The sequence below is a fragment of the Phenylobacterium sp. genome (assembly GCF_036402295.1).
GTDB lineage: Bacteria > Pseudomonadota > Alphaproteobacteria > Caulobacterales > Caulobacteraceae > Phenylobacterium.
Map to the genome: position 1 here is coordinate 1 of NZ_DASWTE010000367.1, position 9,598 is coordinate 9,598.

General features: G+C 69.7%; 11 protein-coding genes. 9 read left to right on the plus strand and 2 right to left on the minus strand.

The features are described from left to right. The 6 genes from VGD44_RS21665 to VGD44_RS21690 form a co-directional block, all read left to right on the plus strand. On the plus strand, window positions 1-819 hold an 819-nt coding region (locus VGD44_RS21665), incomplete at its 5' end, for a chemotaxis response regulator protein-glutamate methylesterase (RefSeq protein WP_331090459.1). A 1-nt stretch (window position 820) separates the two neighbouring features. Further along, entirely contained in the window at window positions 821-1,210 is a 390-nt protein-coding gene (locus VGD44_RS21670) for a response regulator (RefSeq protein ID WP_331090460.1), read from the plus strand. Next, window positions 1,207-1,767, plus strand: coding sequence for a chemotaxis protein CheD (locus tag VGD44_RS21675; protein WP_414694708.1), 561 nt, complete (start codon window positions 1,207-1,209; stop codon window positions 1,765-1,767). Before VGD44_RS21670 ends, VGD44_RS21675 begins: the two co-directional genes overlap by 4 nt. After that, complete coding sequence (locus VGD44_RS21680) at window positions 1,767-2,132, plus strand: hypothetical protein (RefSeq protein WP_331090461.1); 366 nt, start codon at window positions 1,767-1,769, stop codon at window positions 2,130-2,132. The genes VGD44_RS21675 and VGD44_RS21680 overlap by 1 nt, the downstream gene beginning before the upstream one ends. A gap of 4 nt (window positions 2,133-2,136) precedes the next feature. Then, entirely contained in the window at window positions 2,137-2,733 is a 597-nt protein-coding gene (locus VGD44_RS21685) for a response regulator (protein ID WP_331090462.1), read from the plus strand. Next, window positions 2,733-3,209, plus strand: a complete 477-nt coding sequence (locus VGD44_RS21690) for a hypothetical protein (RefSeq protein WP_331090463.1) — start codon at window positions 2,733-2,735, stop codon at window positions 3,207-3,209. Before VGD44_RS21685 ends, VGD44_RS21690 begins: the two co-directional genes overlap by 1 nt. Window positions 3,210-3,285: 76 nt before the next feature. On the opposite strand, the gene VGD44_RS21695 is transcribed toward VGD44_RS21690, so the two are convergent. Then, window positions 3,286-3,636, minus strand: a complete 351-nt coding sequence (locus tag VGD44_RS21695) for a hypothetical protein (RefSeq protein ID WP_331090464.1) — start codon at window positions 3,634-3,636, stop codon at window positions 3,286-3,288. A gap of 172 nt (window positions 3,637-3,808) precedes the next feature. Between VGD44_RS21695 and VGD44_RS21700 the strand changes: the two genes are divergently transcribed. After that, window positions 3,809-4,300 carry a MarR family winged helix-turn-helix transcriptional regulator gene (locus VGD44_RS21700; protein WP_331090465.1) on the plus strand — a complete coding sequence of 164 codons (492 nt, stop codon included), beginning with the start codon at window positions 3,809-3,811 and terminating at the stop codon, window positions 4,298-4,300. A gap of 496 nt (window positions 4,301-4,796) precedes the next feature. Continuing rightward, window positions 4,797-7,010, plus strand: a complete 2,214-nt coding sequence (locus VGD44_RS21705) for a hybrid sensor histidine kinase/response regulator (protein ID WP_331090466.1) — start codon at window positions 4,797-4,799, stop codon at window positions 7,008-7,010. Here the strand turns inward: VGD44_RS21705 and VGD44_RS21710 are convergent. Continuing rightward, window positions 7,007-8,947, minus strand: coding sequence for a PAS domain S-box protein (locus tag VGD44_RS21710; RefSeq protein WP_331090467.1), 1,941 nt, complete (start codon window positions 8,945-8,947; stop codon window positions 7,007-7,009). The two genes, VGD44_RS21705 and VGD44_RS21710, sit on opposite strands and share 4 nt — an antisense overlap. Before the next feature lie 89 nt (window positions 8,948-9,036). Here VGD44_RS21710 and VGD44_RS21715 point away from each other — a divergent pair. Continuing rightward, the coding region (locus VGD44_RS21715; protein WP_331090468.1) for an AraC family transcriptional regulator at window positions 9,037-9,598 on the plus strand (562 nt) is incomplete at its 3' end.

Consider the following 9,598-nt stretch of genomic DNA (forward strand, 5'->3'; position numbering starts at 1 on the left):
CGGATCATGCGGCTGCGGCCCATGCCGGTGGTGATGGTCTCCACCCTCACCGCCCGCGGCACCGAGGCGACCCTGGCCGCCCTCGAGCTGGGCGCCGTGGACTGCATCGAGAAGCCCCGCGGCTCGGACGCCGCCGGCTTCCGCGAGATCGCCGAGAAGGTGAAGATGGCCGCCCGCGCCCGGGTCCGCCAGCGGATCAAGCGCGAAGAGCCGCCGCCCACCGACAGCTTCACGCCGAACGACAAGGTCGTGGCGATCGGCTCCTCGACCGGCGGCGTCGAGGCCCTGCTGACGCTGGTCGAGCGCCTGCCGGCCAACTGCGCGCCGATGGTGATCGCCCAGCACATGCCGGCCAGCTTCACCAAGAGCTTCGCCGAGCGCCTGAACCGCGCCTGCGCGGCGATGGTCTCCGAGGCCCGCAACGGCGACCCGCTCGTGCCCGGCCGCGTCTACGTGGCCCCCGGCGGCGACTACCACCTCGAGATCGAAGGCACGAAGCACCTGCGCTGCAAGGTCACCCACGGCGACCCGGTCAGCGGCCACTGCCCTTCGGTGGACGTCCTCTTCAACTCCGTCGCCCGCACCGCCAAAGACCGTGGCGTGGGCGTCATCCTCACCGGCATGGGCCGGGACGGAGCCCAAGGCCTGCTCGCCATGCGCCAGGCCGGCGCCCGGACCCTCGGACAGGATGAGGCCACCTGCGTGGTCTACGGCATGCCCCGCGCCGCCTACGACCTGGGCGCCGTGGAACGACAACTCCCCCTGGAACGGCTGGGCCCCGCCGTTCGCAACCTGACCAACAAGGAAATGGAACGCTGAGATGCCGGCGAGCTCTTCCCTCACCTGCCTGATCGTCGACGACCAGCAGACCATGCGTTCGCTGGTTCGCACGGGCCTGCAACAACTCGGCTTCCGGACCATCTATGAGGCTCCGGACGGCGAGGAAGGTCTGCGCCAGATGCTGTCGCGCCCGATCCACCTCGTGATCAGCGACTACAACATGCCGAAGCTGGACGGCCTGGGCCTCTTGCGGGCGATCCGCTCGCACCCGCCGATCCAGAAGACGGCCTTCATCATGCTCACCGGCCGCGCCGACAAGGAGCTGGTGCAGCGGGCCGTGCAGTTCGGGGTCAACAACTACCTGGTGAAGCCGTTCACCGTGGGCACCCTCAAGGAAAAGATCGAAGCGATCTTCGGCGTCCTCGCGTGAATTTCAGTCCCGCCAATATCGAGTCCGGCCCCGGCGCCGAGCTGCGCAAGATCCATGTGATCCAGGGCCAGTACCACGTCGCCGACGATGACGTGGTGCTGACTACGATCCTGGGATCGTGCGTGGCCGCGTGCATCCGCGACCCTTCGCTCGGTATCGGCGGGATGAACCATTTCCTGCTTCCCGGCGCCACGGGCGACGAGGGTCTGCGCTACGGCGTGCAGTCGATGGAACTGCTGCTCAACGCCCTGCTGCGCAAAGGCGCGCGGCGCGAGCGGCTGGAGGTGAAGCTCTTCGGCGGCGCGCACCTGTTCGACGGCCTGTCGGACGTCGGCGCCCAGAACTCCGCCTTCGCCGAACAGTTCCTGCGCGACGAAGGCCTGAACTATCTGGGCGGCTCGCTGCGCGGGGACCGCGCACGCCGCATCCAGTACTGGCCCGTCAGCGGTCGGGCCCGCCAGATCCTGCTGGCCCCCACCGAGTCCAAGGTCTTCGCCACCGAGCGCCGCCAGCCGGTCGCCAAGGTCGAGGACACCGGCGCCCTGGAGCTCTTCTGATGTCGGGTCAGCCGGCCGTCATGCCCTGTCTGCGCGAGTCCCTGGACCTGGTGGCCCAGGAAGCGTCCGACCTGGTGAATCTGGGCGACCAGATCCAGGGCGTGATCTCGCGCCTGGTAGGCGCGGCGCTGCCGAACGACCCTTCCCTGCTCGTGGACGCCCAGGCGGCCGACCTGCTCAGCCAGCGGCTGGCGGGTCTCGCCAACTTCGTCAGCGCGCTCGCCGAGGCCGCCCCCGCGGGCCTGGCGGCAGACATCGAGAACGCGATACGCACCCTGACCCTGGCCGAGCAGGCGCGGCGCCTGTCCGGCCCTTCGCTGACCCCCCCGCCCGATCCGGGCGAAGTGATGACCTTCTGGGACTGATGCCGTGAGCCTCCCCTACAGCAAGTCGGAACGCGTCAACCTCTCCACCGCCGAGGTGTTGCTGGCCTGCGGCGACCCTGAGGGGCTCAACATCATGGCCGAGATGTTCGCGGGCTTCGGCGTGCACACGCCGCGACGCTGCCTGAACGGCGTCGAGGCCCGGACCTCGATCCAGGAGCGGATCCTGAACCTGGTGGTGGTCGACAGCGCCCTGCAGGACGAGACCGGCTACGACTTCATCTCCTGGCTGCGCCGCAGCGACATCGCGCCCAACTGCTATGCGCCGGTGATCCTGATCACGGGCCACACCAAGCCGTCGCAGATCTTCCGCGGCCGCGACGCGGGCGCCAGCTTCGTGGTCCGCAAGCCGGTCGCCCCGCTCGTGATGATGCAGCGGATCATCTGGCTGCTGAACGACCAACGCAAATTCGTAACCTCGCCCGGTTACTGTGGCCCCGATCGACGCGTGAAGGCTCTGGGCCCGCCCGTAGGCTCCAAGGGCCGCCGCCACGACGACCTGTCGGCAGAAGTCGGCGCCGCTAGCACCCCCAACCTCGGACAGGACGAAATCGACGCCCTGTTCAAACCGAAGGTCGCCTGATGTCTTCCGCCCGCATCTTCGCTGTCGAGAACCAGCTGGCCAAAGTGGTCAAGAAGCCTGGCGGCAAGACTGTCGACGAGCACGTGAAAGCCGCCGAGGTCCGCATCGAGGGCGTGCGTGGGGCCACCCTGGCCTCGCTGGTCGAAAAGGCCGAGGCCATGGCCGGCATCGCTGCGGCGGGTCGCAAGGCGCCGGACCCCAAGACCTTCGACGCCATCTACGATCTCTCGAACGCCATCTTCGGCCTTGCCGGCCAGTTCGGCCTGAAGGCGCTGGCCGAGGCGGCCTTCAGCCTCTGCGACCTGGCCGACAGCTTCCGCGGCGGCGAGGTGGTGAACTGGCCCTCGATCGACGTGCATGTGGACGGCATCCGCCTGCTCGCGACCCTGGGTGACAGGGCCGAGGCCGCCGGCGCGGAGTCGGTGCTGGAGGGCCTGCGCCGCGTGCGTGCCCGCGTGCTTCCCGCCGCCAGCTAGGCGCAGCCGCCAGGACGGAAAAAGGCGCCCGGGTGGAAGCCCGGGCGCCTTTTCGTTTCCGGAGGCTGCGATCCGCCTATTGGGTGCGGGCCGCCGGCTCGTCGATCTCGTGGAAGTCCGGCAGCGCGTCGGCCGCCGCGAGCAGCGCGTGTTCCAGCGCACTCACCATCTTGGCCTGCTCGGGGATCTCCTGCAGCCGGGCCTGGACGTCCGTCAGTACCTCCACCGAGCGCTGCGCGCCGAGTTCCTGCGCGCGTTCCAGTTCCTGGTCGATCGCGGTCTCGGCCGCCGCGCCGAGGCTCGGCGTGAGGGTTGCGATCGCCTGCAGGGTGGCGCGGCTGAGGGCCAGGGCGGCTTGCACGTCGGCGCTCAGCGCGCGGACGGCGCGGCGCACGTCTTCATCGGCAAAAGCGATGCTCTGCTGCAACTGGGGGGTTCCTCTTTTTTTGTTGTGCGAAGCCTTACGCGGAGACAGTTAACGGGGGGATACCAATGTGCATTTGCACCTATTGCAATCGCACATAAATCAGTAACGGAATGCCTGGTCTCCACCCGCCCGCGAGGAGCCGATGCGCAGACCGCGACCAAGCGACAACACCTTGGATTCACAGGGGGAGTTCCCCCTGGCGCCTCCCGAATACTTCTTCTACCTGCAGTTCCAGATCATGCGGCAGCGGGACCTCTTCTTCGATCGGGTCCTGTCCGATACAGGACTTAACCTGCACCGCTGGCGTACGCTTGCGGTCATTCGCCGCATCCAGCATTGCTCGATGAAGGACCTGGCCCTCTACAGCGCCATCGATCGCACCACGCTCACCCGCATCGTGGACCAGCTCGTGGCCGACGGCCTGGTCGAGCGGTGGTCGCCGCAGCGGGATCGGCGTCGCGTGCAGGTGACGATCAGCGCCAGGGGCGAGGCAGCCTATACCGAGGCCGCGGCGCGTTGGCGCGAGGGCAATGCGGCGATGACCGAGGGGCTGGATCCCGAGAGCCTTCGCGCGACCATCCGGATGCTGCAGCAGATCGTCCGCAACCTCGTCGGCGATCCGCTGTCGGCGGAGAAGCTGCTGAGCTACGGCCGCCCCGACTGAAGCGACCTGTCCCGGCCGGAGCGGGGTGCATGCTCCGGCCGGGCGGGTCGGCGGCCGCCCGACAGGCCGGCTGCGTTCCAACACGAACGGCCAAGCAACCATACAGGCGTTGCCCTACCGTTAAGCGTCGCCAACCGATCCCACGCCGTCGAAGACTTTGCTGTGCGCCAGATTGTCGCACAATGACCTCATCTTCCCGCTATTCCCACATGTGCCTTCTGAGGATTTTCGAAAACCCGCGTTGTCCGAAAGCGTTAGAGTGAGAATTCGCAGAAATCTGCACCTGACTCCTCTTCAACATTCCCACAATTAACCGTCGATTAGTCGGCGTTCTTCAATTTCTCATTTTGAGTAGCACAGCGAGGCTTCCTGGCATGCGCGTCCAACCCGACACCCCCCGCTCGGGTTGCGCACGTCTCCTGCTCCTCCCCCGGGCGCAGGCGGCCAGCCGCATCGGCGTGCGCCGCACTTCCCCCGAATGAGTGCGGCCACGCCGATGCGCGATGGACCAGACGAGCGCGGGGCGTTCCTGCGTGTCCTGCGCCGCCGCACGCGCGGACATGTCATGCGCGCCTTCGAGGGCGGCGCGATTGGCCTGCTCGCCTGGCTCGCCACCCACGACCTGCGGATCGGCCTCTGGGCCGCCGGCATGCTCGCGACAGGCCTCCTCGAGAACTGGGTCGGCGGCCGCGCCTTCGCGCCCGACCCCTGGACCCGCCGCCGCGCGGTCACCGCCGCCCAGTTCCTCAGCGCCGTCGTCTTCTCGGGCGTGGCCGCGGTGCTGCTGGCCGAACCCAGCGCCATCCGGCTGGCCGAGGCCGGCTTCGTGCTGACCGCCGTCTCGCTCGGCAACGCCATGAAGTCGTCGGGTTCGCGCTACGCCACCTGGGCGCTGGTGACGCCGCCAGCCGCCGGCGTGATCCTGGCCCCGTTGTGGGTCGCCTTCGCGGGCGCTGATGTGCCGGTCGTCGACGCCCTGCTCCTGTCGCTCGCGGGGGTCGGCTACATCGCCTTCATCGTCCGCCTCTCGGCCGCCATGGTCGCCGAGCGCGAGGCCGTACGCCTGGCCGGCCGCGAGGCCAAGGCCGGCAACCAGCGCTGGCGGATGGTCTTCCACAACAGCCCGATGGCGCGGATCTGCTTCGACGCCTCGTCGCTCTACGCCCGACTGCAGGCCGCCGCTCACGGACGCGCCCGCCTGGGCGACGTGATGCTCGAGACCTACCAGGGGCGCGCGTCGCTGTTCGAGGACGTCCGGATGGTCGAGGCCAACGGCGAGGCCCGCGCAATGTTCACCCGCTACGGCGGCGCAGGTGCGTTCGGCGAGGACTTCCTCGAGGCATTCGCCGAGGCGCTGAACGCGATGGACGCCGAGGGCGTGATCCCGCCGTTCGAAGCGACCATGGGCCGCCACGACGGCAGCTCGCGGATCGTCCGCATCCACTATCGCGTGACCGACGCGAACGGCGCGCCGTGGAGCCTGTGCCTCGGAACCTACGACGACGTGACCGAAGCGCGTCTCACCGCCCAGGCTGAGGCCGACGCCCGCCGCGCCGCGGAAGAGGCCAACCGCGCGAAGAGCGACTTCCTGGCGGTGATGAGCCACGAGATCCGCACGCCGCTGAACGGGGTGCTGGGCATGGCCCAGGCCATGGACATGGAGCCCCTGTCGCCGGACCAGCGCGAGCGCCTGGCGGTGATCCGCGAAAGCGGCGGCGCCCTGCTGGACCTGCTGGACGACCTGCTCGACCTCTCGCGCATCGAGGCCGGCCGGCTCACCCTCGACATCCACGAGTTCGACCTGCGCGGCGTGGTGAGCGCAGCGCATGCGGCGTTCGGGGCCCAGGCCGCGACCAAGGAGCTCGCCTTCCCGCTCGAGATCGACCCGGCGGTGGACGGCCTGTGGCGCGGCGACGCCCAGCGGGTGCGCCAGATCCTCACGAACCTCGTCTCCAACGGCCTGAAGTTCACGCACGTGGGCGAGGTGGCCGTGCGGGTGGCCCGCAGCGCCGCGGGCGTTCGCATCGAGGTGGCCGACACCGGCATCGGCATCGCGCCCGACCGCGTGCCGCGCCTGTTCGAGAAGTTCGTCCAGGCCGACGCCTCGGCCACCCGCGCCTATGGCGGCACGGGCCTGGGCCTCTCCATCTGCCAGGAGTTGTGCCAGGCGATGGGTGGGGTGATCACCGTCGACAGCGCGCCGGGCGCCGGCAGCACCTTCTCGCTCGAGCTGCCCCTGCGGCGCGTCGAGCGCAGCGAGCCCGAGACGCCCGACCTGCCGGCGCCGCTCGCGAGCGGGGTCCGCGTCCTGGCCGCCGAGGACAATGCAGTGAACCGCATGGTTCTGAAGGCGCTGCTGGGCCAGCTGGGCGTCGAGCCCACACTGGTCGAGAACGGCGAAGAGGCGGTCCGCGCCTGGGAGTCGTCGCACTGGGACGTGATCCTGATGGACGTCCAGATGCCCATCATGGACGGCCCCACGGCCACCATGACCATCCGCGCCCGCGAGACGGTGATGAACCGCCCGCGCACCCCGATCCTGGCCGTGACGGCCAACACCATGGCCCACCAGGTGGCAAGCTATCGCGCCGCCGGCATGGACGACGTGGTCTCCAAGCCCCTGAACGCCGCCGAGCTCCTGACCGCGGTGGCCAACGCCGCCGGCGCCGAACTGGAAACTCCTGAAACCGGGCTCCGCGCCGCTTCCTAGGCGGTCTGGCCGATCAGCCCCGCCAGCTTCGCCGCCAGTTCCGCGCGACGGTAAGGCTTGGCGAGGAAGGCCGAACGGGGGTCGCGCCCCGCCGTGCGCAACACCGGGTCCTCGGTGTGGCCCGAGCTGAAGAGGATCCGCAGGGCCGGGTCGAGCAGGCGGGCATGGTCGGCGAGCTGGCGGCCGTTCAGGCCGCCCGGCATATTGATGTCGGTCATCATCAGGTCGACGGCGACGCCGCCCGCGATGACGTCGAGCGCGTCGTGGCCGCAAGCGCAGTCGGTGACGGCGCAGCCCAGGGCCTCGAGCTGGCGGCGCACCTGGCCGCGGACCTGGTCGTCGTCCTCCACCAGCAGCACCCTGAGGCCGCAGGGCAGGTCCGCGACCTCGGCGTGCGCGCGGGGCGTCTCGGCGCAGGGCCGGGTGCGCGGCAGGCTGACCGAGACCGTCGTCCCGGCGCCCTCGGCGGTGTCGATCTCGAGCCGGCCGCCCGACTGCTCGGCGAAGCCGCAGACCATGGAAAGGCCGAGACCCGATCCCTTGCCCTCGGGCTTGGTGGTGAAGAACGGCTCCAGCGCCCGGGCGCGCACGGCGGGCGACATGCCCTCGCCGGTGTCGGCCACCGAGAACACCACCGGCCCGTCGTCGCCCGGGGCCGTCGCCGCGCCAAGCGTCAGCCGTCCGCCCTCGGGCATGGCGTCGCGGGCGTTGATGCAGAGGTTCAGCATAGCCGAGGTGAGCTGGGTGAGGTCGGCCAGGCAGCAGATGTCGCTGGCCGCAGGGGTCATCCACACCTCGATCTGGCCGCCCAGTGTCCGCTTCAGCATCGGCAGCAGCCCCTCGAGGAAGCGGTTGCAGTTGATGGTCTGAGGCGCGAGCGACTGGGTGCGCGACACGGCCATCAGCTGGCTTACCAGCTCGGCGCCGCGCTGAGCGGCCTCCAGCGCCACGTCGGCCACCGGGGCAAGGTCGGACCGGTCGGCCAGCGCCTCGGCCAGGGTCTCCGTCGCGCCGATGACGACAGTCAGCAGGTTGTTGAAGTCGTGCGCGATGCCCCCCGCCAGCCGGCCGACCACCTCCATCTTCTGGGCCTGGCGCAGCTTCTCCTCGGCGGCCACGTGATCGCGCATGTCGCGGCCGATGGCGAACGTGGTCTGGTGGTCGCGCGACCAGACGGCGGACCACATGACGGGCACGATCGACCCGTCGCGGTGCCGGTAGCGGTTCATGAAGGTGCTGCTGGGGCCCCGCGCCAGCTGCATGGCGTGTTCGGCCGTCGCCACGATGTCGTCAGGATGGACGAGGTCGAGGTAGCTCTTGCCCACCATCTCGTCCGGCCGGTAGCCCCACATGCGCTCGCTCTGGCGGCTCACCTGCAGGAAGCGGCCCTGGACGTCGAGGGTGCAGATCACGTCGTGGGAGTTGTCGAGGATGGTCTGGGTGGTGGCGAGCGCGGCGCGGAGCTGCGCCTGGCTGGCGCGCAGCTCCTGCTCGGCCAGCTTCTCCTTCGTCACGTCGTGGCCCTGCGAGAAGATCCCGCAGACGACGCCCGACGCGTCGCGTATCGGCTGCAGGACGAAGTTCACATAGGCCTCGCGCGGCGGCAGGCCGTCGGGCCGCTGGATCAGGGTGCGGGTGGCGCGGATCACCTGGGTGCGACCGGTGGCGTAGACCTTGTCGAGCAGGCGCTGGAAGCCGAGCTCCTCCAGGTTCGGGAAGGCCTCGGTGACAGTCAGGCCGACGACGTCGCGATGCTCGATCCAGGCCGAGTAGGCCGCGTTCAGCATGGCGATCCGGTGCTCGGGTCCCGCGGTGACGATCATGCCGCCCGGCGCGTCGGCGAACAGGTCGATCGCGCGGCGCATGTCCTCGGCCAGGCCCGGCGCGCCCTGCCCGCCGCGCGACGACGCCGGGGCGGTGTTTTCGGTCATGGTCATCGGGCGTTCCGCTCTCTGCGCGCGACAAGGTGACGCTTGATTTCGCGGGACATTGCGCGCCTGAATCCCAGCGTTATCTGGGTGGCGTCATGTCTCAACTTGGCCGTTCCGCCGGCCTGACAGGGTACCTGGAGCTTTGCCGCGAGCTGGGGCTCGACGCCTACCAGTTCGTCGCCGCCGTCGGCCTGCCCGCCGCCGTCCTGACGGACCCCGATCTGCGCGTTTCGGTCGAGCTCATGGGCCGCATGTACGAGATGGCCGCCGAGCAGTCGGGAGTCGAGGACTTCGCCCTGCGCGTCGCCGAGAACCGGCGCATCTCCAACATGGGCGCCGTGGGGCTGGTGATCCGCGAGCAGCCCACGCTGCGCAAGGCGCTGGCCGCCTACGCCCGCTTCCAGTGGCTCCAGAACGACGCCTACTCGGTCGTTACCCAGGAGTTCGGCGACCAGGCGATCCTGCGCATCAACGGCCCGCCCTGGCAGGGCCGCCAGAGCCAGGAGCTCGCGGTGGCCACGGCCTTCCGGACGATCCGGGGCATCCTGGGCGAGAGCTGGAAGCCACTGGAGATCTGGTTCACCCACGCCGCGCCGCTGAAGCTCGACACCTACCGCCGGGTCTTCGGCATCCTGCCGTCGTTCGACCAGGACGCCA